The organism is Quadrisphaera granulorum (assembly GCF_003149145.1).
GTDB classification, from domain to species: Bacteria; Actinomycetota; Actinomycetes; order Actinomycetales; family Quadrisphaeraceae; genus Quadrisphaera; species Quadrisphaera granulorum.
Genome location: NZ_QGDQ01000002.1, coordinates 31,030 through 54,882 on the forward strand (window position 1 = coordinate 31,030; position 23,853 = coordinate 54,882).

The following is a 23,853-nucleotide window of genomic DNA, read 5'->3' on the forward strand; positions in this document are numbered from 1 at the left end:
CTCAGCCCTCCCGGCTGGTGCGCCCGGGGCCGTCCACCGGGAGCGTGGCGCGCATCTCCGCCACGAGCTGCGGGGTGAGCGCGGCGTCGGCGCGGGAGACGAGCATCGCCATCTCGTAGCCGACCAGGCCCACGTCGCAGGTGGCATCGGCGACGACGGCGAGCACCGACCCGTCCGAGACGCTCATGGTGAACAGGAACAGCTCGTCCATCTCGACGATCGCCTGCCGCACCTCTCCCCCGCGCAGCTGCCGCGCCGCGCCGCGCGTCAGGCTCGACATGCCGGCCACGATGGCGGACAGCTGGTCACCCTCGGTGCGGTCGAGGTCGGCCGACATGGCCATGAGCAGGCCATCCGCGGAGACCGCGAGGGTGTTGCGGGCTCCGGGGACGCGACGGACAAAGTCGTCCAGGAGCCAGCTGAAGCCCGCGGCAGTGGTGGTGTCCCCTCCCGCCTGCGCCGACGTCGTCACGCTGCCGGTCTGAGCTGTCACCGGTCCTCCTTGGTCTGGGCTTCGCCCGGGACCCCGGCGGGGGCGCGACGGGCTCGACTGACACCGCTCGTGTACCCCGCCAGCATGCTGCGAACCTCGGAGGGCTCGCGCCGGCGGGGCGGGTGCTGCCCTCCGGGCGGACGCTGCGTCACGGTCGGAGCCGACGCGGTGGGAGCGCGGCGGGCGAGCGGGGCGCCACCTGCGGACACCGCGGCCGGGCGGTAGGGCTCCCGGGGGATGCGGCCCGTCTCGAAGGCGGCGAGGGCCGGGGCCACGCCCGTGGCGGGCGGCATCGATCGCAGGGGCCGCAGCGGCGCGCCCGGCTGCGCGTGCCAGCTCGAGGCAGAGCTCCCCGTGCTGGGCGTCGCGCCAGATGTCGTGCCCTCCGCGGAGGCGGCCGTGGCGGAGGTGCGTCGCGGCAGCGCCACCGGAGTGTCCCCCGTGGTGGCGGGGGCGGTGACCGGCGTGAAGAGCTGGGCGGGCATCGCGGCGGCGAACCCGGCGGGCAGTCCGGACGCCAGACCGGCCGCGGCCGCCCCGGCACCCGGCGCATGCACACCGGTGGGCTCCGGGACCAGCGGCGAGGCCACGGGCACTGTCTCGGGGCGCGGCGCCTGAGTCGGCTGGGACGGCAGCGCGGAGGATCCAGGACGCCGGGCGACCGATTCCGAGCGGGCAGGAACCGGAGGGTTCTGCCCGGTGCGCCGGTTGCGGACCGCGGTTAGCTTTCCGCTGGCTTCCAGGGCTCGCAGCTCTCGGCGTGTCATGGGCCGGACCTCCTCCGAGGCCGGCGCTGCCGGAGCCGGGGCCGCCGAGGCCGGCGCTGCCTTTGCCGGCGCTGCGGCCGCGATCTCGTGGCTCCGCGTCGGCAGCGACGGAGCTGCGCCGGTGTCCCGGCTGACCGGCGCGTACGGCTCGGCCACCGCCTCGTCGAGGGCGCTCAGGGAGGTCGGGCGCGGAGCGCTACCGGCGCCGGACGGCCCGGTCGCCGTCGTCGTTCCCATCTCGGTCGCCGTCGCCGGGGAACTCGACGCGGACGCCGTGAGCGGCGAGCGCAGGGCGGTGAGGTCGATGTCGGGGACGGCGGTCGGGTCGAGCTGGCCGCGCCGGGCGGCGAAGGTCCGAAACACGGCGCTGCGCCGGGCGACGGCGGGATCGCCGGGCATGGCGGCCGGTGCGTCCTGCACGGCGTCCAACGATGCCGCAGGCACCGCGGGAAGCGCACCGGTGCGAGCTCGCCGAGCAGCCTGTGCCGCCTCCGCGGCCCGCGGGGCGCGGCGGGGTAGGCCACCGGTGGACCGCGTCCTCCCGGTGCTGGGCGCCACGGCGGAGGCCGGCTGGGCGCCACGGGCGACGGCGTGCTCCGGGACGGGTCCTGGGACGGCTGCGGGGCCCGTCTCGGGCAGACGCACTGCAGGCAGCGGCGCCGAGGGGAGTGGTGCCGCGGACAGCGCAGCGCCGGCAGCGGACACGGCCGGCAGGGCGCCGGTGGCGGTGCCGCGGACCGGCAGCGCCGGTCGGGCGGCCCGGTCGTCCGGGGCGATGGACTCCACGCTGCCCGCGAACACCGTCGCCGGGAGCGCCACCGCCACCACCGTGCCGCGGACGGCACCGGCGTGGACCTCCACGGAGGCACCGAGGCGCCGGGCGATGCGGCCCACCACGAAGTAGCCCAGCTCGGAAGCGCCGACCGCTGCGCTCGCCGAGGGGTCTGCCAGGCGGGCCGCCACCTCGGCGCGCTGCGTGGGCGTCATGCCGATGCCCTCGTCGGTGACGGTCAGCAGCACACCGGTCGGCATCGGGGAGGTCGCCACGCGCACGCGAGTGCTCGGGTCGGAGGAGCGGGTGGCGTTCTCGAGAAGCTCCGCCAGCAGGTGCGCCGCGGGCAGCGCGAGGTGTCCCAGCACCGCGGGGTCGGCCCCGAGGGCGAGGTCGACACGGCGGTAGTCCTCGATCTCGCTGGACGCCGTCCGCACGACGTCCGACAGCGGCATGGGCACCCTCAGGCGCCGGCCGCTGTCGATGCCCGCGAGCACCAGCAGCGACTCGGCGTTGCGGCGCATGCGGGTGGCGAGGTGGTCGAGAGTGAAGAGGTCCTCCAGGGTGTGGGGGTCCTCCTCGGCGCGCTCAAGGGTGTCGATGAACGACAGCTGCCGATTGAGCAGCGCCTGGTCGCGCCGGGCGACCGTGACGAAGGTGCTGGCGATGGCGGCGCGCAGCGCGGCCTGCTCCTGGGCCACCTGCACCGTGGTGGCGTTCACCTCGTTGAAGGCCGCGGCCAGGCGGCCGATCTCGTCGCGCCCTCGCACCGGGATCGGCTCGAGCTCGACCTCCGGTGCTGCGCCAGCGGTGCCGTCGGTGCCGTCGCCGGAGTGGGCGGCCTCCACGAGGCGGGGCAGGCGCTCGCGCACCTGACCGGCCGCGCGGGTGAGGGCGCGCAGCGGCTCGGTGATGCTGCGGACGATGAGCAGGGCGATGAACAGGGGGACGACGACGGCGGCCAGCGCGCCGGCCCCCAGCGTCAACGCCGACCGACGGGCGTCGGCGGCCTCTCGGGCGACAGCATCGGCACTGGTGGCAGCGAGGGCCTGAGCGGACGGCGTGAGGGCGGCGATCTCGGCGTTCAAGGCCGACCGCCACGACTCGACCGAGGGCAGCGGGAAGCCGGAGTCGGGATCGCCCTCGACGGCGGCGCGCATCTGGACCACGGCAACGCTGGGCTGCGGGATCTGGACGCCAGCGCTGCGGGACAGGCGCACCGCCTCCGGACGCGTGGTGGCGATCTGCGCGGCGATGCCCACGAGCGTGGTCCGCTCGGCACTGTCGACGGCGGCACCGGTCTGCAGCGCGCGGGAGCCGACGTCGCGCTCGTCGGCGAGGAAGCCCACGAGCTGCTGCAGGGACGTCGAAGCCCGCAGAGCATCCGCGGCGGCTGGGCCCGCGTCATCGGCGAGCGCCCCCGGCAGCGCGCTCTGGGCGCCGATGGCGGTCTCGTACGTGGCGGAGACGAGCGTGCCGCTCTGCTGGCCCTGGTCGACGACGGCGCGGACGTCGTCCACCTGCCCGAAAGTGGCGACCGCAGCCGCGATGGCACGGGCGGGGCCCTCGCTGAGGCGGGAGGCGTCGACCTGCTGCAGACCGGTCGTGACACCCTGGAGCAGGGGGTCGGTGGTGGCCCGGGCGCGGATGACGTCCTCGCTGGCCGAGGAGTCACCGTCGAGCAGGCGCGCGGACGCCGTGCGCTCGGCGTCCAGCGCGGCGACCAGCGCCGGGACCTCGCGCACCGCCTGGACGGCGCGCTGCATCGCCGCGGCGTCACGGGCTGCGGTGAGGCCGTTCCAGGAGAAGGTGGCGGCCGCCGCCACGAGCACCAGGACCGGGAGGGCCAGCACGGCCAGGATCCGGGACCTGATGCTGAGGTTGCGGACCATGTCCACCTTCCGAGGAGCGTGCTCACGATGAGTCCACCGATCACTCGACCGGCCCACTCGGAGCACATCCTCCCCCAGGACAGCGCCCGCGTCGACGGGCGAGACGTTGTCCGCTCACCCGGCGCCGCCCGAGTAGTCACCGACGGTGGCAGTCACCGGGACTTCGCGGGAGCGTCCGCTCGGGGCATCGGTGCCTCGGACCACGGCCTCTGGGGTGTCGTCGTGCCGGCCGGTGGCGGGGGCTCCCGGCTGGGCGGAGCCGACAAGCCCGGGCTGCAGCTGAGTGGTCGCAGCCTGCTGGAACGCCTGGTAGACAGCCTGCCGCGCGACGTGCCGGTGGCCGTGGTGGGACCTGACCGCGAGCTGCGACTCGAGCGCGACCGGCCGGTGCTGTGGTGCCGGGAGGACCCGCCCGGAGGCGGACCGGCGGCGGCCGTGGGCGCCGGACTCGCGGCCCTCGAGGACGACGACGCCGCCGGCCGGCTCGCCGTCGTCGTCGTCCTTCCTGGAGACGCTCCGTTCTCCGCGCTCGCCGTGCCCCGGCTGCTCGCCGCGCTCGACGCCGCGCCGCAGGCGCAGGCGGCGGTGGCCGTCGACGGCTCAGGACGGCGCCAGATGCTCCTCGCCGCGCAGCGGAGGACGGCGCTCGCCGCGCGCGTTGCGGCACTCCGCGCTCGCGACGGCGGCTTGGCGGGCCTGGCGGCGGCGCGGCTGCTGCCGAGCGACGGCGACCTCGTCGAGGTGACCGTGCCGGACACCGTGCTGGCCGACGTCGACCTGCCGGGAGACCTCGAGCGGCTCGCGTCCCTCGCCGCCGAGCTGCCGGGGCACCCCGACCAGCTCGACCGTCCCGACCAGCTCGACCAGCTCGGCCAGGCGCCGGGGTCTGCTCCTGCGTAGGGTCGACGACGTGCGAGCTGTGCTGGTCCCCGAACCGGGTGGGCCGGAGGCGCTGGTCGTGGTGGAGCTGCCCGACCCGGAGCCCGGGCCTGGCGAGGTGCTGCTCGACGTCGTCGCTTCGGGGGTAAACCGCGCCGACCTCCTGCAGCGGCAGGGGCACTACCCGCCGCCGCCGGGGGCCAGCGACGTGCTCGGCCTGGAGGTCTCGGGCGTGGTGGCCGCGCTCGGCGAGGGCGTCGAGAACGCCACCGAGCTGCGGGTCGGTGACGCCGCCTGCGCGCTGCTCGCCGGCGGCGGGTACGCCGAGCGGGTCGTGGTGCCCGCGGGCCAGGTCATGCCGGTGCCGACGGGAGTCGACCTGGTCGACGCCGCCGCGCTGCCCGAGGTGGCCGCCACCGTCTGGTCCACCGTGTTCATGAGCGCCGGGTTGCGCCCCGGTGAGGTGCTGCTCGTCCACGGCGGCGGCAGCGGCGTCGGCACGATGGCTGTCCAGCTGGCACGCCAGCTGCTCGGCCGTCGTGCCGTCGTCGCCGTGACCGCCGGCAGCGAGCGGAAGCTCCGCGCGTGCGCCGACCTGGGTGCCAGCGTGCTCATCGACTACACCCGCCAGGACTTCGTCGCGGAGATCCGCGCGGCCACGGGCGGGCGCGGGGCCGACGTCGTCGTCGACGTCGTGGGGGGTCCCTACCTGGAGCGGAACCTCGCGGCGCTCGCCACCGGCGGGCGACTCGTGCAGCTGGGGATGCAGGGCGGGCGGCGCGGCGAGGTCGACCTGGGCCTCATGGTGTCGCGGCGGCTGTCGCTGCTGGGCATCGCGCTGCGCCCGCGTCCGGTCGACGGGCCGGACGGCAAAGCGGCGATCTGCGCGAGCGTGGTCGAGCACGTGTGGCCACTGATCGCCGAGGGCACCGTGCGCCCGGTGGTCTCGGAGCGGGTGGTGATACCTGCCGGGGTCTCGGAGAGCGCAGCCGCGCAGGCGGTGGCGCGGGCCCACCGCGACCTGGAGGCGGGCGCGCACGTGGGCAAGGTCTTGCTGGTCTGGGAGAGGAGCGGTCGGTGAGCGAGCAGTCGCACGGTCAGGGTGGCGAGCCGGTGGTGGTCGTGTCGGGGACGGCGCTCTCGCACGGCGGAGGCGAAGACTCCGACGCCGCCCGCGCCGTCGGCAGCGTGGAGCAGCCGGCCAAGGTCATGCGGATCGGCAGCATGGTGCGCCAGCTGCTGGAGGAGGTGCGCGGGGCGCCCCTGGACGACGCTGGCCGGGCGCGTCTCGCGCAGGTGCACGAACGGTCGCTGGTCGAGCTGGAAGACGGCCTCTCGCCTGAGCTGGTGGCGGAGCTGCGCCGCATCACCCTCCCGTTCGGCGAGGGCGAGACCCCCACGGACGCGGAGCTGCGGATCGCCCAGGCGCAGCTGGTCGGCTGGCTGGAAGGGCTCTTCCACGGCATCCAGACGGCGCTCGTGGCGCAGCAGGTGGCGGCGCGCTCTCAGCTGGAGCAGATGCGGCGGGCGTTGCCGCCGGGCGCGGGCGGCCCGGACGGGCCCGGCGGGCCGCCGGCTCCGCCATCTCCCCCCTCGTCGACCGGCCAGTACCTGTAGCTGGCCCGTGCCTGCGCGGAGGCGGCTACGCGACGTCCTCGCGCGCCGCTCCCCCGACGACCTCGAGCTCGGTGAGGGCGGCGTCTGGCGTCGCCTGCACGACAGGTTCCGCCGCGCCGTCGACAGATACCACCAGCTGCTCGAGGGCGTGCCGGACGGCGCGCTGCGCGACGCACTGGAGGGGTGCGGAGCGCGGCTAGCCATCTGCCTCGACGACGTGCGCGCCGCATGCGTGGCCGAGCAGGCCTCCTCCCCCAGCTCGGGGCTCGAGGTGCCCGGCGGCGCGGCGGGCGAGCATCACGCCCGTCTGTCGCGTGCCGCCACGCTCGCGGCGCAGGCCGCTGAGGCCGTGACGATGGCGCGGGTGCGCGCCCGGACCGACTCGACGGTGCTGTCGGACGCCTCCGCCGCAGAGGCTGCTGACCGCGCGGTGGCGCAGGTCGAGGCACTCGTCCACACCTGACACCCCGTCCGTGGTCATGGACGCTGCGCACACCTCCGTGCGTGATCATGGGCGTCCGCCACCCTGGCGCGTGACGACGGACGTGCAGAAGTCTGCTCGACACCCCTCTGACGCGGCGTGGGTGGACTTCTGCCCGTCGGTCGTCACGCGGCCCTTACCTCGGCATCCCGTCGAGCATGCAGAACGTGGCCGAACCAGCCTCAGGCCGCCCGGGGCGCGACTTCTGCATGCTCGGCGGGACGAGCTTCCTTGAACGACCCTGGCCGGGGGCCGTCTCAGGCCTGGAAAAAGCGGACGCGTCACCGCATCCCTTGACGATCAAGGACGTGAGCGCCACAGCGCTGTCGTTGCGGCGTGGAGGGACCTGCCCATCAGAGATCACGCAGATCTTGGCAATCGATCGGCTCCCCGTGCGGGAGATCCCGATCGATCGCCAAGATCTGCGACCCATTGCTGCAGTAACTGTCCAGGTCACGGGCTGTTGTGACGCACATTTCCTTGATCGTCACCGAGGGGGCGGGACGACGACTTCTGCGACCAGGGAGAGGCATTTTCGAGTGATCGGGCCGGGGAGGTGGCGCGGGCAGGTCAGGGCGTGAGCTGCAGGAGTCGCTCCACGACCTGCGCGACGCCGTCCTCCTCGCACGGCGGCGTCACGCCGCTCGCCGCGGCGAGCACATCAGGATGACCGCCACCGACCGCGTAGGAGTGCCCCGCCCAGCGGAGCATGGGCACGTCGTTGGGCATGTCGCCGAACGCGGCGACCTCGGCGGCGTCGATGCCCAGGTCAGCAGCGAGCGCCGCGAGCGCGCTGGCCTTGCTGACGCCGCGGGCGGAGACCTCCACGAGACCGTCCATGCCCGAGTGGGTCGGTTCCACAAGATGGCCGGCGGCGCGCTGGACGACGGTGAGGAGCCGGTCCGACGGTGTGGACTCCTCGCGCAGCAGCAGCTTGACGACGCCGGGGTCGTCGCTGAGCAGTTCCGGCAGCTCCCCCACCACCGCGGTGCGGCGGGCGTCGTAGCGGGGCACGTACGCCGGCTCGTGCCGGAACCCCGCGAGGGTCTCCAGGGCGGCCGAGACGCCGGGCAGCTCGCGGCGCACCGCGGGCACGGCCTCGAGCACGGCGGCCGGGGGGACGGTGCGCGAGCTCAGCACCGAGCTCGTCGCGAGGTCGAAGGTGATCGCGCCGTTGGCGCAGACCACCACCACGGGGCCGAAGAGGTCGGCGAGGTCGACCACCCACCGCGGCGGGCGCCCGGTCACCGCGACCACGTGGACGCCGGCAGCGCGGCAGGCGTCGAAGGCGGCGCGGGTGCGGGGCGAGATAGTGCCGTCGCCACGGACGACGGTGCCGTCGAGGTCGGTGGCGACGAGCCGCACGCCCGCCGATCCGCTCGACCCGCTCATGAGGCGGCCCGGACGAGCAGCCCTTCGAGCACGTCGGCGAGACCGTCCTCGTCGACAGGGGCGGTGACCTCGTCCGCAGCCTCCCGCACCTCCAGCGGCCCCTGGCCCATGGCGACGCCGCGGGCCGCCCAGCGGAGCATCTCGATGTCGTTGCGGCCGTCCCCCACGGCCAGCGTGGCCCGCGACGGCACGCCCAGGCGCACCCTGACCTGCTCCAACGCGCTGGCCTTCGTGACGCCCAGGGGCGCGAGGTCGAGCCAGGCGGTCCAGCCGACGGCATAGTTGACGCCGTGCAGGCCGACCCTGCCGACCAGCTCGACGAAGTCGGCGGTGGTGTGCTCGGGGCTGCGGACCACCACGCGCGTGGCCTGCGCGCCCGCCAGCTCGGCGAACTCCACCGTGCGGAGGACGCCGTCGAGCTCCCCGGCGGGGAAGTCACCGGCGACGAGCACGCCACCGTCGGCGAGTTCGACGGCGAAGGCGGCGTCCGGGAGTTCGGCGTGCAGCAGGGACAGCGCCTCGGACGGGTCGAACGTCACGACGTCCACCACCTCGTAGCCGTTCGGGAGCTGCGGATCGAGCCGGGCGGTGACAGCACCGTTGCTGCACACGAGGTACCCGGAGTCGAGGCCGAGGGCGGCGAGGATCGGCCGTGTGGACGCCACCGAGCGTCCCGTGGCCACCACCACGTGGTGACCGGAAGCGGCGACGGCGCGGACGGCGTCGCGGACGCGCGCCGACAGGCCGAGGTCGTGGTCGACGATCGTCCCGTCGACATCCAGGGCCACGAGCACGCCGCCACCCTACGAGGCCGCGCGCAGCCAGGATCAGCGCGGCGCGCGCGGGGGGAGTTCCCCGGAGCCGCGCACGATGAGCTTCAGCGGCACCTGCTCGTGAACAGGCGGCGTGCGGTCACCGTCGATGCGGGCGAACAGCAGCTGCGCGGCGCGCGCACCGATGGCCTCGACGTCCTGCTCCAGCACCGTCAGGGGCGGGCTGAAGGCGTCGGCGCCGGCGAGGTCGTCGATGGCGGCGAAGGCGAGGTCGCGCAAGCCGAGGTGGGCCATGGCCGAGGCCAGCCCCATGGTGACGCGCGCGACGCCGGACAGGACGGCGGTGATGCCGCCGTCCTGAGCGCCCGGGTCGGTCAGTTCGCGCAGCACCGCCACCGCCCGCTCGGTGGTCTCACTGGGCAGGTACCCCAGCATGGTCGAGACGGGCTCCAGGCCGGCCGCGCGCATGGCCGCCTCGTAACCGCGGCGGCGGATCTCGACGGTGGTGGCGGCAGGCCCCGACCCGACAAAGAGGATCCGCCGGTGGCCGTGGGCGATGAGGTGCTCGGTGAGCAGCCGGCCGGCGGCCTCGTTGTCGATGCCGACGGTGTCGGAGGACGCGCTCGGCGCCGGGGCGTCGACCTGGACGACGGGCAGTTCCGCAGCCAGCTCCGCCAGGTACCCCTCGGGGGCACCTGCGGTTCCGGTGGCGACGACGAGCCCCGCGACGCTACGGGAGAGCAGCGGCTCGACGGCCTCTTCCTCCGAGCGCCCCGCTCCCGCGCACGTGATGACCACCCCGTAGCCGCGCTCGTGGGCGGCGCGCTCGACCTGCGCGACGATGCGCCCGAAGAACGGGATGGTGAAGTCCTCGCACGCCACGCCGATGGCGGTGTCCTTGCCGCGCCGCAGGGTGCGCGCCTGACGGTTGACGGAGTAGCCGAGCTCCCGGGCAGCCCGGCGCACACGTTCGGACAGCTCGTCGGTGACGCCGGCGCCGCCGTGCAGCACCCGCGAGACGGTCGAGGCGCTGGTACCCGCCGCTGTGGCGACGTCGACGAGGGTGGCTCGCGCTGCGCGCGGGGCGCGGGGCGCTGACGGTGGGATGCCGGTCATGGTGATCACGCTCGCGGACGTCGTCGTGGTGACTGGCTGAGGCGAGATCGAACCACGCGTGCCTGCGGACATCGCGCGAAGGTCCCCCCGATGGACGACGCATCAGCCTGTCAGCGGGTCAGCGCAGCCGCCGCAGCGTGGCGCGGGCGCCGTCGTCGTGAAGTCCTCGCAGTGCGTCGAGGTAGGCGTCGGTGAACCGAGCGTCGTCGACGAGGTCACCGAAGAGCTCGCGGTCGCGCAGGAAGGCCAGGGGGTCGTCCCCGAGCTGGCGCTGGGCGGCGGCCATGACGCGGTCGCGCCGCCGGTCGACGACGGTGATCGACTCGCCGTGCTCGTCGACGCCCTCGGCGTAGCGCGCCCAGCTCGCCACCACCGCGGCGGAGCGGTGCACGTCACGGCCTGCGGCGAGGTTGGCCCGCACCACCGGCACCAGCCACTTGGGGATGCGGTCCGAGCTCTCCGCGGCCAGGCGTGCGGTGGTGTCGCGCACGTGGGGGTTGCCGAACCGCTCCTCGAGGGTGTCCTTGTACTCGTCCAGGTCGACCCCGGGCACGGGCGCGAGCGTCGGGGTGGCCTCGGCGTCCATGTAGGCGCGCACGAACGGCTTCAGGTCGGGATCGGTGGCGGCGCCGTCGACCAGCTCGTGGTCGAGCAGGCGCCCGAAGTAGGCCAGCGCCTGGTGGCTGGCGTTGAGCAGCCGCAGCTTCATCAGCTCGTACGGCTCGACGTCGGGTACCACCTGCACGCCGACCTCCTCCAGCGGCGGACGACCGGCCCCGAAGGAGTCCTCCAGGGCCCACTGGGTGAAGGGCTCGCACACCACCGGCCAGGCGTCGACGATGCCGAACTCCCGCTCCACCAGCGCCACGTCGTCACCCGTGGTGGCCGGGGTGATCCTGTCGACCATGGAGTTGGGGAAGTGCACGTGCTCGCGCACCCACTCCCCCAGGGCCTCCTCGCGCAGGTCCGCGAAGGCGGCGAAGGCCGTCCGCGCGAGGTGGCCGTTGCCCTGGAGGTTGTCGCAGCTCATCACCGTGAACGGCTCCAGGCCGCGCTCCCGGCGGCGCACGAGCGCCTCGACCACGAGCCCGAAGACCGTGGTGAGCTTCCCGGCGTCGGACCCGGCGGCCGCGTCGGCGGCCACCGCGGGGGTGTCGGTGACGAACTCGCCGGTGATGTCGTCGAGGTTGTAGCCGCCCTCGGTGACCGTCAGCGAGACGATCCGTGTGGTGGGCGCGGCGAGCTTCTCGACCACGGCCTCGGGGTCGTCGGGGGCGAAGAGGTACTCGACGATCGAGCCGACGATGCGCGGCTCCAGCGAACCGTCGGGGTGCTTGAGCACGAGCGTGTAGAGGCAGTCCTGGGAGGCCATGGTGTCGCGCATGCGCGCGTCTCCGGGGAGCACGCCGACGCCGCAGATGCCGTAGTCCTTGGCGGCCTCGACGTCTTTGCTGAGCAGCCTGTCGAGGTACATCGCCTGGTGGGCCCGGTGGAACCCGCCCACGCCGAAGTGCACGACGCCGGCGGTGACGGCGGACCTGTCGTACCCGGGCACCGGGACGCGGGAGCCCACCTCCGCCAGGTTCTGGGCGTTGAGTGCGGTGGCGTGGTCAGGCATCGGTGCCTCCAAGGGAAATGGCGAGAGAGAGCCGACAGGTCAGCGGGCGGCCTCGAGGAAGCGCCGGTCGGCGTCCAGGGTCTGGGGGTGGGTGAGGAGCTCCTCGGCGAGCGCCGTGCCCAGGGTCGCGGCGGGCACGCCCGCGGCGGCCAGCGCCCCGACAGCGGCCAGGCTCCGCAGGCTGGCCGCGAGAACAGCGCACCCACTGCCGGTGCCGGTCCCACTGGAAAGGGCACGGTGCATGGCGACGACGACGTCGACGGCGGCGCCCTCGTCGTCGTCGACCTTGCTGACGTAGGGCGCCACCCACTGCGCACCGACAGCCCCCGCAAGAACAGCGTGGGCAACCGTGTGGGCTGCGGTGAGCAGCGTGGGAACGCCTTCGGCCGCGAGGCGCGCACACGCGGTGGTGCCGTCGAGCGTGGCGGGCAGCTTCACCACCACGTGGTCGCTGAGGGCGCGCAGCTGCCGCCCCCGCGCGGCCAGCTCGTCGGCGCTGGTGCCCCAGGTCTGGAGGAACACCAGCTCCGCGCCGTGCTCGACCGCCCACGCGTGGACGGCGGGGATGTCGGCGCTGCCCAGGCCCGCCCGCTGGAGGATCACCGGGTTGGTGGTGATGCCGCGGAACGCGCCGGTGACCAGCAGCGGCACGGCGGCGGCGCGGTCGGCGGTGTCGAGGTAGAGCTGCACGGGTCTTTCACGGTCCTCACGGTCGGGGTGGGGCGGGAGATCGAGCGGGCGGTGGCGTGGGCGGCAGCCTTCAGGAGAACCACATGCCGCCGTCGACGACGACGGACTGGCCCGTGATGTACGCCGCGTCGGGCGATGCGAGGAAGGACACCACACCCGCGACGTCGTCCGGGGTCTGCAGCCGCCCGAGCGCGATCTGGCCGGTCATCGCGGCCATCGGCGCCCCCGGCTGCGCGCCGGTCCGCTCGGCGACAGCGGCGTCGATGCCGTCCCACATGGCGGTCTGCACCACGCCGGGGCTGTAGCAGTTGGCGGTGATCTGGTGCTCGGCGAGCTCCAGGGCCACGGCCTGCGTGAGCCCCCGGACGGCGAACTTGGAGGCGGAGTAGGCGCTCTGCCAGCGGCCCGCGCGGTGGGCGGCCACGGAGGCCGCGCCGATGAGCCGCCCGCCGCGCCCCTGGGCGATCATGAGGCGAGCGCCGGACCGGTAGCAGTTGGCGACGCCGCGCACGTTGACGGCCATGGTGGTGTCCCACTGCTGCGTGGTGGTCTCCAGCAGTGGCGCCGTCATCGCGATGCCGGCATTGGCGACGACGACGTCGAGCCCTCCGAACGCCTCGGCGTGGGCCTGCAGCGCCCGTTCGACGGAGTGCTCGTCGGTCACGTCGGCGTGGTCGCTGCGCACCTGCGCGCCTGCGGCCTCCTGCAGGCGGTCCTCGACCGCGGCGAGCGCCGCGGCGCTGCGTTCGAGGTCGAGCAGGGTGACCGCGAGGCCGTCGGCGGCCAGGCGCGCAGCCACGGCCTGCCCGATCCCGCCCGCCGCTCCGGTGACGACGGCGGAGCGCCGTCCAGTCGGTCCGCTCGGTTGGCTCGGTCCGCTCACTTGACGGCGCCGAGGGAGAGGCCCTGGACGAGCTTGTCCTGCGCGGCGAAGCCCGCGGCGAGCACCGGCAGGGAGATGACGACGGCGGCCGCGCACACCTGCGCCAGGAACAGGCCCTGGCTGGTGGCGAAGCTCGTGAGGAACACCGGGGAGGTGCTCGCCACCGTCGACGTGAGGGTGCGCGCGAGCAGCAGCTCGTTCCAGCTGAAGATGAAGCAGATCAGCGAGGTCGCGGCGATGCCGGGCAGTGCCACCGGCGCCACCACCGAGCGGAGCATCGTGATGAGCCCGGCGCCGTCGAGCTGGGCCGCTTCCATCATCTCGACCGGCACCTCGGCGAGGAAGCTGCGCATCATCCACACCGCGATGGGCAGGTTCATCGAGGTGTAGAGCAGTACCAGGAAGCTGATGTTGTCGAGCACGCCGACGGAGTTGGCGAACAGGTACAGCGGCAGCAGACCCGCCACGATCGGCAGGAACTTGGTGGAGAGGAAGAAGAACAGCACGTCGGTCCACTTCTCGACCGGCTTGATGCTCAGCGCGTACGCCGCGGGCACCGCCAGCACCAGCACCAGCAGCGTGGAGACCACCGAGGCGGTGAGGGAGTTGATGAGCGGCGGCCACGGCTGGCCCGCGAAGAACGAGCGGTAGCCGTCGAGGGTGAGGGGCGCCAGCAGCGACGGCGGGTTGGTGGCCGCGTCGGTCTCGGAGTGGAACGACGTCAGCACCATGAACAGCACGGGAGCGGCGAAGAGGAGCCCGACCGCCCAGGCGGCGATGCCCCAGGCCGGGTGCCCGCCCTGCTCAGGCGTTCGCCGCTTCATGCGCGGACCCTTGAACGAGGTGGCGGCCACAGCGCTATTGGTGTGCGTGCTCATCGGCCGGTCTCCTCGTCGAACAGGCTGGACACGGTGCGCAGCGCGAAGGTCGCGATGATGATCGTTCCGATGACGACGACCACGCCCTGCGCCGAGGCCAGGCCGTAGTTCTGCTGCTGGAAGAAGGTCGCGTAGATCGTGTACGGCAGGTTCGCCGTGCCCAGGGCGCCGGCGGTCATGATGAAGACGGAGTCGAAGGCCTGGACGATGTAGATCGACCCGAGCAGGCCGCCCAGCTCCAGGTAGCGGCGCAGGTGCGGGAACGTGATGTAGCGGAAGATCTGCCACGCGCCGGCGCCGTCCATGCGGGCCGCCTCGACGACGTCACCTGGCTTGGACTGCAGGCCCGCCAGCAGGATCAGCATCATGAACGGCGTCCACTGCCAGATGAGCGACAGCTCGATGGACACGAGCGGGTAGTCGCTCAACCACTGGGGCTGCGGAGGGTTGCTGCATCCGAACAGGGACCAGATCCACGTCAGGACACCGTTGATGAGGCCGTAGCCGGAGTTGAGGATGCCGTGCTTCCACAGCAGCGCGGAGGCGACGGGGACGACGAGGAACGGCGCGATCATCATCGTGCGGACCGCTCCGCGGCCGATGAACTTGCGGTCCAGGAGCAGCGCGATGGCCGTTCCGAGGATCAGGCTGACGATGACGACGGTGGCCGTCAGCAGGATCGTGGTGAGCACCGCCTGGCGGATCGCCGGGTTGGTGAAGACCTGGACGTAGTTGTCGAAGCCGGTGAAGCCGCGCTGGTCGGGACGCAGGGCCCGGTAGTCCATGAACGAGATGACGATCGTCGCGAGGAACGGCAGCTGCGTGGCGGCGATGGTGAAGACGAGCGCCGGCAGCAGCGGGATCCGGCGGCGCCGGGCCTCCCGCCGGTCGCGGGCGGCCTGCCCCTGGGGGGCTTGGTAGGTGGTGCGCTGTTCCGGCGTCAGCTCCGACGCCGCAGGTGTGGCTGTGGTCACGGGAGTCCTTCTTCCGCCGGGTGGGCGTCCCCGCCGTCCGCCGTCCTCACACCGCAGGGCTCGAGGAGGACGGATGGCGGGGAGCGCTCACCACCGGATGGGGGGCCTACTTGTTGGCGTCGGCGGCGGCCTGCGCCAGCGGCTGCCCGGCGTCGAGGGCCTGCTGGACGGTCTGCTGACCGGCGATCGCCGCGCTCACACCCTGGGAGACCTGGGTCGCCATGCCGGCGAACTCGGGGATGGCGACGAACTGGATGCCCGGCGCCGGACGGGGCTGCACGCCCGGGTTGTTGGGGTCGGCCGCGTTGATGGCCGCCTCGGTGGCCGCGTAGAAGGCCTGCGCCGACGCCTGGTAGTCGGCGTTCTGGTAGGTCGAGGAGCGCTTGCCGGCGGGGACGTTGGACCAGCCGATCTGCTCACCGACCAGCTGCTCGTACTCCTTGCTGGTGGCCCAGGAGATGAACTTCCAGGCGGCGTCCTTCTTGGTGGAGGACTCCTGCGTGGCGAACGCCCAGCTGTACAGCCACCCGGAGGATGCGGTCTCCTTCACCGGGGCGGCGGCGTAGCCCATCTTGCCCTTGACCGGCGAGCTGTCGGCCTCGAGTGAGCCGGCGGCGGAGGTCGCGTCGTACCACATGGCCACGCCGCCCTGGGTCATGGCGTTGAGGCACTCGGTGAAGCCGGCGTTGGCGGCGTCGGGCTCACCGTGCTGCTGCACGAGGTTGACGTAGAAGTTGGTCGCCTCGACGAACGGCGGGGCGTTGACCTGGGCGTTCCAGTCCTTGTCGAACCAGGTGCCGCCGAAGGTGTTGACCACCGTGGTGAGCGGGGCGAAGACCTGGCCCCAGCCGGCCTGGCCGCGCAGGCAGATGCCGCGCATCTTGCCCGGGCCCTCGTCGACCTGGGCGGCGAGCTGGGCGACCTGGTCCCACGTGGGCTTCTCCGGCATCGTCAGGCCCTTGGCCGCGAAGACGTCCTTGCGGTACATGAGGAAGGAGCTCTCGCCGTAGAACGGCTCGGCGTACTGGGAGCCGTCGGCGCCCTTGAGGCCATCGGCGATGGGCTTGAGGATGTCGTTCTGGTCGTAGGCGGAGTCCGCGGCGATGTTCTCGTCGAGGTTGGCGATCCACTTGTTCGCCGAGAAGAACGGCACCTCGTAGTTGGAGATCGTGGCGACGTCGTACTGACCGGACTGCTGGCTGAAGTCGGTCTGGATGGTGTCGCGGGCGTCGTTCTCGGGCAGCACCTTGTAGTTGACCGTGATGCCGGTCTCCTTGGTGAAGTTGTCTGCCGTCAGCTTCTGCAGGTCGACCATCTGCGGGTTGTTGACCATCACCACGTTGATGGAGTTGGCCTCACCGCCACCGGTGCCGCCACCACTGCCGCTGCCACCGCCGCCTCCGGCGCCGGCGCAGCCCGAGGCGAGCACGGCGACGCCTGCGGCGGCGGCGATGGAGGCGAGGACACGTCGTCGTGCTGCCATGGGAGACCTTCTTCCTCGGAGGTGACCGAGCGCCGCCGTCGGCGCCGGGGTCGAGCTGTCGGTCGGTGGACGACCCGCCGGGAGTGCCGGTGGGTGCCGTCTGGGGGTGTGTGGGTGCTGCGGTGGTGTCTCGGGGCGGGCCTCTTGCGGCTCGCCCTCTCGACGTCGTCGTCGTGATGCACAGGAGTCTGCCGACATTCTGCAAACGTTGTCAACGCGAGCTGAGTCACGAACAGGTCACGCTGAGTCTCTCTTTCGGGGGTGGGTCTCAGCTGGCGACGAGGAGCGCGCGCGCCAGCGAAGCGTGGGTGACGAGGGTGTCGACGAGGCCGCTACGGACCACGGAACGCACGGCGAGGGCGCGCGAAGCGCCCACCGCCACGGCGACGACGCGGGCCCGGCGCAGCTGCGTCTCGCCCACCGCGACGACGCGGTCCGGGAGCGCATCGACGACGACACCCTCGGCGGTCAGCAGCAGCCCGGTCGTCTCGGCGACCACTCCGGCGCCGGTCACGCGGTCACGGTCGGCTTCCTCGAGGGCGTCATAGACCGTCGACTCCCGCGGTGACCACGCGCCGATGCTGACAACGGCTTTGGTGAGGCCGTCGAGGAGCCCGAAGGCCTCACGCACCCCGATCTGCTGCTGCAGCGCCGTGGCACTACCGGCGTCCGGCAGCACGATGGGGGCGTAGTAGCAGGCAGCCCGGCCGCCGGCGCGCTCCGCGGTGGTCCGCACCAGCTCCGGGGCGCCGAGGGCGAGGTCGGGGCGTGCGATGGAACCCGCCAGCTGGACGAAGGTGGCCGCGACCCGCTCGCTCCATGCACCGCCGAGAGCGGCCATGGCGTGCCCCCAGGCGAGCCCGACGACGTCGTCGGGGCCGACGAGGTGCTGCAGGTAGTCGCACGCGAGCTTGCCGACGGCGGCGCCGAGAGGTCCGCGCTCGCCGCCGTCGTCGTCATCGCCGTCGTCGTCGTCGGAGGACTTGCCGACTGGACCACGACCATCGGCCAGGACGACGGCGTGACGCAGGTCCAACGCGCGCCGCAGGCCCGCCGACAGGTACGGATCGACCTGCGGCGGCGCCCCGATGGTGATCTGCACGAGCCCAGCGGCCCGTGCGGTGTCGAGCAGGCGGGCCACCTTGAACCGGCTGACGCCGAGCTCATCGGCGATCTGGACCTTGGAGGCGCCCTCCACGTAGAAGCGGCGGGCCGCCTCCACCGCGAGGGCGAGGCCACCCGCCCCGTAGGAGCCGCCAGCCTTCGTCGCCACGCGGTCAACCTCCCACAGCGTTGACACGCTGGACTTCTGCCGCCGAGACTGGTGCTGCTCATCTGAAGCATAGGCGCTCATCTGAGCGCGCCACACGACGTCGTGGAGGTCCCAGTGCGTGCAGCGTTCTTGCCGGGAGGCAGCCGGGTCGACCTGCGAGAGGTCCCCGACCCCACCCCCGGCCACGGCCAGGTGCTGCTGGCCACCAAGGCCTCCACCATCTGCGGGTCGGACCTGCGGGCGATCTACCGCGAGCACCTTGGTGAGGGCCCGGAGGCCTACCAGGGCGTGGTCGGCGGCCACGAGCCCGCAGGCCTGGTGATCGCCGTCGGCACCGGGGTCGAGCGCATCACCGTGGGTGACCGCGTGGTCGTCTACCACATCTCCGGCTGCGGGCAGTGCGACGAGTGCCGGGCCGGCTACCAGATCTCCTGCACCGGCACCGGGCGCGCGGCCTACGGCTGGCAGCGCGACGGCGGGCACGCCGACCTGCTGCTGGCCGAGGAGCGCGACCTGCTCGTGCTGCCGGAGTCGCTGACCTACCTGGACGGTGCGGTGGTGGCCTGCGGCTTCGGCACCGCCTACGAGGCGTTGTGCCGGGTGGACGTCTCCGGGCGCGACCGGGTGCTCGTCACGGGGCTCGGCCCGGTCGGGTGCGCGGTCGGGCTGCTGGCCAAGGCGATGGGCTCGCCGCTGGTGGTGGGCACCGACCCCAGCCCCGAGCGCCGCGCCCTCGCACTGGACCTGGGCGCGGTGGACGTGGCGGTCTCGGGTGCCGATGACGACCTCGACGCCCTGCTCGACGGGCCCGGCGGTGGCGCGGAGGTGGCGGTCGACTGCTCCGGCAACGGCCGCGGGCAGCTGACGGCGCTGCGCCACACCCGCCGCTGGGGCCGTGTCGCACTGGTCGGCGAGGGCGGGCAGCTGTCGGTGGACGTGTCCGAGGTGCTCATCCACCGCCAGCTGACGGTGCACGGCTCATGGGTGACCTCGACCGGGCGGATGAGCGAGCTGCTGACCAACCTGGCCCGGTGGGGATTGCACCCCGAGCGCCTCGTCAGCGACACGTTCGGCATCACCGAGGCCGCGAAGGCCTACGAGGTGGCCGACGCCGCCACCGGCGGCAAGGTCGGCATCACCTGGCCCGACGACGACGCACCGGTGGCCGACCGTCCATGATCACGGCGGGGGTCTCCGGCTTCGTCCTGACATACGGCCTTCCGGTCCTCTGGACCACAGAGTCGTCGGTGCTGGTGACGGAGGCCTCCCGCCTGCGATGATGCGCCGATGAGCAGCCCGGCCGCGCCAGATGTCGCTGCGCTGCTGGCTCGCGGCATCGACAGGTCCAGTCCGGTTCCGCTCTACCACCAGCTCGCGGAGCGGCTCCGCGCCGCCATCGCCGACGGGACGCTGCCCCCGGGGTCACGCCTCGAGAACGAGGTGGCGCTCGCCGGCAAGCTGGGACTGTCACGCCCGACCATGCGCCAGGCGCTGCAGGAGCTGGTCGACAAGGGCCTTCTCGTGCGACGACGCGGGGTCGGCACCCAGGTGGTGCATCCCCACGTCAACAGGTCGATGGCGCTGACCAGCCTCCACGACGACCTCGCCCGCAGCGGACGGGTCCCCACCACGGAGGTGCTCGACTACGCGCTGGCACCCGCACCCCGCGAGCTGGCCGAGGCGCTGGCCATCGCAGCGGGAGTGGAGGTGGTGACGGTGCGGCGCCTGCGCTCTGCCGACGGTGAACCACTGGCCCTTATGATCAACCACATCCCCGCCAGTACGGCACCGACGCGCGAGCAGCTCGAGACCGAAGGGCTCTACGAGGCGATGCGGGCCCGCGGCATGCAGTTCCGGGTGGCACGGCAGACCGTAGGCGCCCGTCTCGCCACGGCGGCGGAGGCCCGCCTGCTGCACGAGCGGCCGCGCGCGGCGCTGGTGACCATGCACCGCACCGCTTACGACGACGCCGGCTCCGTCATCGAGGTGGGCGACCACATCTACCGGGCCAGCCGGTACGCCTTCGAGACTACCCTCGTCGACCGCTGAGACGGCCGGTCCGGCTGCTCAGACGGTGAAGCGCCCGGTGAGCTCCTGCAACCTGCTCGCGGAGGCGTTCAGGTCAACGGCCATGGACGCGGTCTCGCCGGCACTGCCCTTGTTCTGCTCGGCGCCTGCGGCGATCCCGGCGATGTTCGCCGAGATCTGCGCCGAGCCGGTGGAGACCTCGGTGACGTTCCTGACCATCTCCGACGTGGTGGCGGACTGCTCCTCCACTGCCGCCGCAATGGTCGACTGCAGCGCATCGACCTCACCGATGACGTCGCCGATGCCGCTCACCGCGGCGGCAGCCGCCGCCGCGTCACCCTGAGTGGCCGACACCTTGGCGGTGATGTCCTCGGTGGCCTGCGCCGTCTGACGTGCGAGCTCCTTGACCTCCCCCGCGACGACGGCGAAGCCCTTACCCAGCTCACCAGCGCGAGCCGCCTCGATGGTCGCGTTCAACGCCAGCAGGTTCGTCTGCTCGGCGATGCTCGTGATGAGCTTGACGACGTCACCGATCTCCTGGCTGGAGGCACCCAGCCGCTCGATCGCGTCACCAGCCTGACCCGCAGCGCGGACCGCCGAGGCGGCCATCGTCGAGGCATTGGCGGTAGCCGAAGCGATCTGGGAGATGGCGGCGGTCATCTCCTCCCCCGCGGCGGCCACGGTGGAGATGGAGACCGTGACCTCCTCGGAGGCGGCAGCCACCACCTGGGACTGGGCGGAGGACTCCTGGGCCCCCGTGGCGAGCTGGGCCGAGACACCGCTCAGGGAGACAGCGGAGGCGCTCAGAGCCGCCGCCTCGTCGCGGATCTCGCGCATCGCACCGGCGAGCGAGTCCAGAGAGGCGTCCGTGGACGAGGCGAGCTGGCCGACCTCGTCCTTGCGGACCAGACCCACCCGGCGGTCCAAGCGACCCTGGGCCACCCCGCGCATGACGTCGACGACCCGGGCCAGCGGACGCGTCACGGAGCGAGCCACCGTGAAGGCGATGCCGACGGCGAGCGCCAGGGCGACCACGGCGCACGCGACGAGCACAGCGACCGCCGTGCGGTGGTCAGCGCGGCCGTCAGCGGCGATGCGCAGCGCCGCCTGCTTCTCGGTCTTCGTCAGCTCCTCCAGGGCCGCGCTCGCGGCGGACGCGGCGGGGTCGGCGTTCGTCGTCCTCACGGTCACGAAGCCTGTGAGGTCGTTGGCCTCGGCCAGCGGGACCAGCTGGTCGGCCACCGTCCGCCAGGTGCCGAGCGCCGTGGTGAACGCCTCCTGCTGGGCCTTGCTGCCGGACGGGTCGCTGTCGAGGTAGGCCTTCCAGCGGACGTCGAGCTCCTTCTGGTCAGCGGCCAAACGGTCCAGCGCCTTCTGGGTGCCAGCGGCATCAGGCGTGAGCGCGGCATTGGCCAGGTCGAGCTGCACCTGGGTGAAGGCCTTGGCGGCGATGTCGGCGGCGTCCACGGACTCCAGCCCGCTCGTCGCGAGGTAGTCCATCCGCTCCTGGGCCGCCCCGAGGCGGCTGATGCCCAAGCCGGAGACCACGGCCAGGAGCAGGCACACGACACCGAAGCCGACGTAGAGCTTGTGAGCGATCTTCAAATCGGCGATGCGACGCATCTCTCTCACCTCCTGCTCGAGACTGGGTAGGTCCGCTGCTCGGACAGACCCCTGTTCAGGACATCGGAACTCTCAGCGCCCTTTTGACCTTGCACGCACAGCGACGGACGGCCGCCCGTGATGATCGGTCGGGGCGCTCCGGAACCCTGGCTCAGACGGTGAAGCGTCCGGTCAGCTCCTGCAGCCGACTCGCCGCGGAGGCCAGGTCACCCGCCGTGGTGGCGGTGTGACCCGCGGACTCGCGGTTCTGCTCGGTGCCCGCGGCGATGTCGGAGACGTTCTCCGAGATCTGCGCCGAGCCGGTGGCGACCTCGGTGACGTTCCTGACCATCTCCGACGTGGTGGCCGACTGCTCCTCCACGGCCGCGGCGATGGTGGCCTGCACCTCATCGATACGGGCGATGACGTCGCTGATCTGGGTCACGGCGGCCGCCGCTGCGGCGGCGTCGTTCTGGGTGGCCGAGACCTTGCCGACGATCTCGTCGGTGGCCTGCGCGGTCTGACGGGCCAGCTCCTTGACCTCACCGGCCACCACGGCGAAGCCCTTGCCGAGCTCTCCGGCCCGGGCGGCTTCGATGGTGGCGTTCAAGGCAAGCAGGTTGGTCTGCTCGGCGATGGAGGTAATGAGCTTGACGACATCACCGATCTCGCGGGAGGACACCCCGAGCCGCTCGATGGCCTGACCCGCCGACCCGGCTGCGCCTACCGCAGACGTGGCCATCTGGGAGGCCTCGCTCGTGGCCGAGGCGATCTGCGCGATCGCCGCGGTCATCTCCTCACCGGCGGCGGCGACGGTGGCGATCGAGACGGTGACCTCCTCGGATGCTGCGGCGACCACCTGGGTCTGGCTGGCGGCGTCCTGCACGCCGGAGGCCATCTGCGCGGAGACGCTGCTCAGCGTCGCCGAAGAGGCTGCCAGTGCCTGAGCCTCGGTGGTGATCTCGCGCATGGCCGCCGACAGGGCGTCCAGTGACTCGTCGGTGGAACCCGCGAGCTGACCGATCTCGTCCTTGCGCTGCAGTCCGACCCGGCGGTCCAACCGGCCCTGAGCGACGCTCTTCATGATTCCGACGACCTTGGACAGCGGGCTGGTGATGGAGCGGGACACCATGACCCCGATGACCACGGCCAGGACGACGGCGAGCGCCGAGATCCCGATGAGGAGAGCCAGCGCGGCGCGGTAGGCGCTCCGGCCCTCCTCCGCGATAGCCAGAGCAGCGCTGGTCTCAGTCTCCACGAGCGTCGTCAGCGCGGCCTCAGTGTCGGCAGCCGCGGGGATCATCGTGTCGGCCCGGGCCTGCATGAAGTCGTCCAGGTCAGAGTTGATCGCCAGGGGCTTCGCCTTCTCCCACGCCGCGATGAACCGGGCGGCCGCTGTCGTGTAGGCCTCCTGCTCGGCCTTCGAACTCGCGGGGTCGGTGCCCAGGTACTCCGTCCACGCTTGGTCGAGGGCTTTCTCTTCGGCCTGCAAGTCCTGGAGAGCCTTCTGGGTACTCGCCTCGTCGACGGCCAGGGCGACCGCGAGGCCATCGAGGCGGATCGCGCGGAACGCCAGTGCGGTCTGCTTGGCCGCGGACACCGACGCGATGCCGCTACCGGCGAGGTACTCGGTGGTCTCCTGCGCCTTCTGGAGCCGGAAGACCCCGACGCCACTCACCACGAGCAGGAGAAGACAGACAGTGGCGAAGCCGGCCGCAAGCTTGTGCGCAACCCGAAGATCAGCGAATCGCTGGAACACGAGGTCTCCCGAGGACGTGGACGTGGCGGTGCTGACAACAAGATCATCGACACCCGCCTCCCACTCTTTCGATCATCCTCCGTCTGCCCTTCGGGAGATACCGGAGAACCTGACGCCTGAGCGGTGGACGCCCCCTCGGGAGGGCCCCGTTGCGTACGCGCCCCGCACCGGACCACTTCCTCTTGACCTCCACCGCGACGTGATGCGCCCCGCACCGGAGTGCGTCCGCACCGTGGTGGGGCTCGCGCTGCCACTCGTCGAGCAGGACTGGTGGGGTCGCTCGAACGACTCGTTCGGGGTCGGCCAAGAACAGCTCGCGTGTCGCCGGCTCGTCCAGGCGGACGGTGGTGGATGCTCGCTGGCTCGCCGTAGCGGTCTTCCCGACACCCTTCGGACCATTGAGGCAGAGGGCGGGCAGCGCCACGAGGAGGTCGTCGAGCTCGTCGTCGATGACGCGCCGCCGGTAGCCGTCCACCTCTCAGG

The 23,853-nt window shown here is 72.7% G+C and carries 21 protein-coding genes; 6 read left to right on the plus strand and 15 right to left on the minus strand.

Annotated elements, in window-relative coordinates; all coding sequences use genetic code 11:
• Position 1 precedes the first annotated feature (1 nt).
• Both BXY45_RS02550 and BXY45_RS24445 read right to left on the minus strand, forming a co-directional pair.
• Positions 2-493, minus strand: a complete 492-nt coding sequence (locus BXY45_RS02550; protein WP_245961632.1) for a roadblock/LC7 domain-containing protein — start codon at positions 491-493, stop codon at positions 2-4.
• Positions 490-3,924, minus strand: coding sequence for a HAMP domain-containing histidine kinase (locus BXY45_RS24445; protein ID WP_146211050.1), 3,435 nt, complete (start codon positions 3,922-3,924; stop codon positions 490-492). The genes BXY45_RS02550 and BXY45_RS24445 overlap by 4 nt, the downstream gene beginning before the upstream one ends.
• A gap of 27 nt (positions 3,925-3,951) precedes the next feature.
• Here BXY45_RS24445 and BXY45_RS02560 point away from each other — a divergent pair, with 27 nt between their 5' ends.
• From BXY45_RS02560 to BXY45_RS02575, 4 genes are read left to right on the plus strand one after another with little or no spacing between them, the layout of a single operon-like run.
• Complete coding sequence (locus BXY45_RS02560) at positions 3,952-4,824, plus strand: NTP transferase domain-containing protein (RefSeq protein WP_146211051.1); 873 nt, start codon at positions 3,952-3,954, stop codon at positions 4,822-4,824.
• Between the two features lie 10 nt (positions 4,825-4,834).
• Positions 4,835-5,884: an NAD(P)H-quinone oxidoreductase gene (locus tag BXY45_RS02565; RefSeq protein ID WP_109772757.1), complete on the plus strand. Its 1,050-nt coding sequence runs from the start codon at positions 4,835-4,837 to the stop codon at positions 5,882-5,884.
• Positions 5,881-6,420, plus strand: a complete 540-nt coding sequence (locus BXY45_RS02570; RefSeq protein ID WP_109772758.1) for a bacterial proteasome activator family protein — start codon at positions 5,881-5,883, stop codon at positions 6,418-6,420. The genes BXY45_RS02565 and BXY45_RS02570 overlap by 4 nt, the downstream gene beginning before the upstream one ends.
• Positions 6,421-6,427: 7 nt before the next feature.
• On the plus strand, positions 6,428-6,883 hold the full coding sequence (locus BXY45_RS02575) for a hypothetical protein (protein ID WP_109772759.1): 456 nt from the start codon (positions 6,428-6,430) through the stop codon (positions 6,881-6,883).
• 588 nt (positions 6,884-7,471) lie between these two features.
• On the opposite strand, the gene BXY45_RS02585 is transcribed toward BXY45_RS02575, so the two are convergent.
• The 10 genes from BXY45_RS02585 to BXY45_RS02630 all read right to left on the minus strand — a co-directional run bounded on the left by BXY45_RS02585 (position 7,472) and on the right by BXY45_RS02630 (position 17,981).
• On the minus strand, positions 7,472-8,293 hold the full coding sequence (locus BXY45_RS02585) for an HAD family hydrolase (protein ID WP_109772761.1): 822 nt from the start codon (positions 8,291-8,293) through the stop codon (positions 7,472-7,474).
• Complete coding sequence (locus tag BXY45_RS02590) at positions 8,290-9,087, minus strand: HAD family hydrolase (RefSeq protein ID WP_109772762.1); 798 nt, start codon at positions 9,085-9,087, stop codon at positions 8,290-8,292. Before BXY45_RS02590 ends, BXY45_RS02585 begins: the two co-directional genes overlap by 4 nt.
• A 33-nt stretch (positions 9,088-9,120) precedes the next feature.
• Positions 9,121-10,182 carry a LacI family DNA-binding transcriptional regulator gene (locus BXY45_RS02595; RefSeq protein WP_170131282.1) on the minus strand — a complete coding sequence of 354 codons (1,062 nt, stop codon included), beginning with the start codon at positions 10,180-10,182 and terminating at the stop codon, positions 9,121-9,123.
• Positions 10,183-10,300: 118 nt separating this feature from the next.
• Positions 10,301-11,800, minus strand: coding sequence for a mannitol dehydrogenase family protein (locus BXY45_RS02600; RefSeq protein WP_109772764.1), 1,500 nt, complete (start codon positions 11,798-11,800; stop codon positions 10,301-10,303).
• Between the two features lie 39 nt (positions 11,801-11,839).
• Positions 11,840-12,490 (minus strand): transaldolase family protein, encoded by a 651-nt coding sequence (locus BXY45_RS02605; protein ID WP_170131283.1) that lies wholly within the window; start codon positions 12,488-12,490, stop codon positions 11,840-11,842.
• Between the two features lie 70 nt (positions 12,491-12,560).
• A complete protein-coding gene (locus BXY45_RS02610) occupies positions 12,561-13,373 on the minus strand; it encodes an SDR family oxidoreductase (protein WP_109772766.1) in 813 nt (270 codons plus the stop codon).
• Positions 13,370-14,197: a carbohydrate ABC transporter permease gene (locus BXY45_RS02615; protein WP_342799503.1), complete on the minus strand. Its 828-nt coding sequence runs from the start codon at positions 14,195-14,197 to the stop codon at positions 13,370-13,372. Before BXY45_RS02615 ends, BXY45_RS02610 begins: the two co-directional genes overlap by 4 nt.
• Positions 14,198-14,247: 50 nt before the next feature.
• On the minus strand, positions 14,248-15,225 hold the full coding sequence (locus BXY45_RS02620) for a carbohydrate ABC transporter permease (protein ID WP_245961614.1): 978 nt from the start codon (positions 15,223-15,225) through the stop codon (positions 14,248-14,250).
• A 106-nt stretch (positions 15,226-15,331) separates the two neighbouring features.
• Positions 15,332-16,708 (minus strand): ABC transporter substrate-binding protein, encoded by a 1,377-nt coding sequence (locus BXY45_RS02625; RefSeq protein WP_109772768.1) that lies wholly within the window; start codon positions 16,706-16,708, stop codon positions 15,332-15,334.
• 268 nt (positions 16,709-16,976) lie between these two features.
• Positions 16,977-17,981, minus strand: coding sequence for a sugar-binding domain-containing protein (locus BXY45_RS02630; RefSeq protein ID WP_170131284.1), 1,005 nt, complete (start codon positions 17,979-17,981; stop codon positions 16,977-16,979).
• A gap of 114 nt (positions 17,982-18,095) precedes the next feature.
• Here BXY45_RS02630 and BXY45_RS02635 point away from each other — a divergent pair, with 114 nt between their 5' ends.
• Together BXY45_RS02635 and BXY45_RS02640 are read left to right on the plus strand one after the other, a co-directional pair.
• Positions 18,096-19,160, plus strand: coding sequence for a zinc-dependent alcohol dehydrogenase family protein (locus BXY45_RS02635; protein WP_109772770.1), 1,065 nt, complete (start codon positions 18,096-18,098; stop codon positions 19,158-19,160).
• A 108-nt stretch (positions 19,161-19,268) separates the two neighbouring features.
• Positions 19,269-20,030, plus strand: a complete 762-nt coding sequence (locus tag BXY45_RS02640; protein ID WP_109772771.1) for a GntR family transcriptional regulator — start codon at positions 19,269-19,271, stop codon at positions 20,028-20,030.
• A gap of 18 nt (positions 20,031-20,048) precedes the next feature.
• Here the strand turns inward: BXY45_RS02640 and BXY45_RS02645 are convergent, their stop codons facing one another.
• The 3 genes from BXY45_RS02645 to BXY45_RS22825 all read right to left on the minus strand — a co-directional run bounded on the left by BXY45_RS02645 (position 20,049) and on the right by BXY45_RS22825 (position 23,845).
• Positions 20,049-21,632 carry a methyl-accepting chemotaxis protein gene (locus tag BXY45_RS02645; RefSeq protein WP_109772772.1) on the minus strand — a complete coding sequence of 528 codons (1,584 nt, stop codon included), beginning with the start codon at positions 21,630-21,632 and terminating at the stop codon, positions 20,049-20,051.
• 151 nt (positions 21,633-21,783) lie between these two features.
• Complete coding sequence (locus BXY45_RS02650) at positions 21,784-23,370, minus strand: methyl-accepting chemotaxis protein (RefSeq protein WP_109772773.1); 1,587 nt, start codon at positions 23,368-23,370, stop codon at positions 21,784-21,786.
• Between the two features lie 43 nt (positions 23,371-23,413).
• Complete coding sequence (locus tag BXY45_RS22825; protein WP_146211053.1) at positions 23,414-23,845, minus strand: hypothetical protein; 432 nt, start codon at positions 23,843-23,845, stop codon at positions 23,414-23,416.
• Positions 23,846-23,853: the final 8 nt, after the last annotated feature.

What these genes read in the sequence shown, in the direction of transcription:
- BXY45_RS02600 (WP_109772764.1), bottom strand. Translation starts at nt 11,800, where the DNA reads ATGCCTGACCACGCCACCGCACTCAACGCCCAGAACCTGGCGGAGGTG.
- BXY45_RS02595 (WP_170131282.1), bottom strand. Translation starts at nt 10,182, where the DNA reads ATGACCGGCATCCCACCGTCAGCGCCCCGCGCCCCGCGCGCAGCGCGA.
- BXY45_RS02640 (WP_109772771.1), top strand. Translation starts at nt 19,269, where the DNA reads ATGAGCAGCCCGGCCGCGCCAGATGTCGCTGCGCTGCTGGCTCGCGGC.
- BXY45_RS02615 (WP_342799503.1), bottom strand. Translation starts at nt 14,197, where the DNA reads ATGAAGCGGCGAACGCCTGAGCAGGGCGGGCACCCGGCCTGGGGCATC.
- BXY45_RS02645 (WP_109772772.1), bottom strand. Translation starts at nt 21,632, where the DNA reads ATGCGTCGCATCGCCGATTTGAAGATCGCTCACAAGCTCTACGTCGGC.
- BXY45_RS02625 (WP_109772768.1), bottom strand. Translation starts at nt 16,708, where the DNA reads ATGGCAGCACGACGACGTGTCCTCGCCTCCATCGCCGCCGCCGCAGGC.
- BXY45_RS02560 (WP_146211051.1), top strand. Translation starts at nt 3,952, where the DNA reads ATGAGTCCACCGATCACTCGACCGGCCCACTCGGAGCACATCCTCCCC.
- BXY45_RS02585 (WP_109772761.1), bottom strand. Translation starts at nt 8,293, where the DNA reads ATGAGCGGGTCGAGCGGATCGGCGGGCGTGCGGCTCGTCGCCACCGAC.
- BXY45_RS24445 (WP_146211050.1), bottom strand. Translation starts at nt 3,924, where the DNA reads ATGGTCCGCAACCTCAGCATCAGGTCCCGGATCCTGGCCGTGCTGGCC.